This window comes from Streptomyces sp. BE303 (assembly GCF_036290945.1).
Classification (GTDB): Bacteria; Actinomycetota; Actinomycetes; order Streptomycetales; family Streptomycetaceae; genus Kitasatospora.
The window spans coordinates 1-304 of sequence record NZ_JAQYWZ010000456.1 but is presented as its reverse complement, the minus strand read 5'-3'; the positions used below and the strand labels follow the sequence as shown (position 1 = coordinate 304).

The following is a 304-nucleotide window of genomic DNA, read 5'->3' as shown; positions in this document are numbered from 1 at the left end:
GGCGTTGAGCGTCGCGGGCAGGGTGCCGGGCAGCATCGACAGAAACATCTGGCTGATGCGGGCTACACCGGCCGCCGCCTGCGTGTGCCCGATGTTGGACTTCACCGACCCGAGCCAGAGCGGGTCGCCGCCGTCCCGGTCCGGACCGTAGGTGGCCAGGACGGCCAGGGCCTCGACCCTCTTGCTGATGCCGCCGCCGCCCGCCGCCGCCGGGGTGTGCCCGATGTGCGACTGCCGCGAGCCCCGCCAGAGCGGCTCGCCCTCGGCCCGGTCCTGGCCGTACGTCGCCAGCAGCGCCTGTTGC

At 74.3% G+C, this 304-nt stretch carries 1 pseudogene; it reads right to left on the bottom strand.

What is annotated here, in order from left to right:
* Window positions 1–304, bottom strand: a pseudogene (locus PUR56_RS08825) (hypothetical protein); the annotation flags it as partial.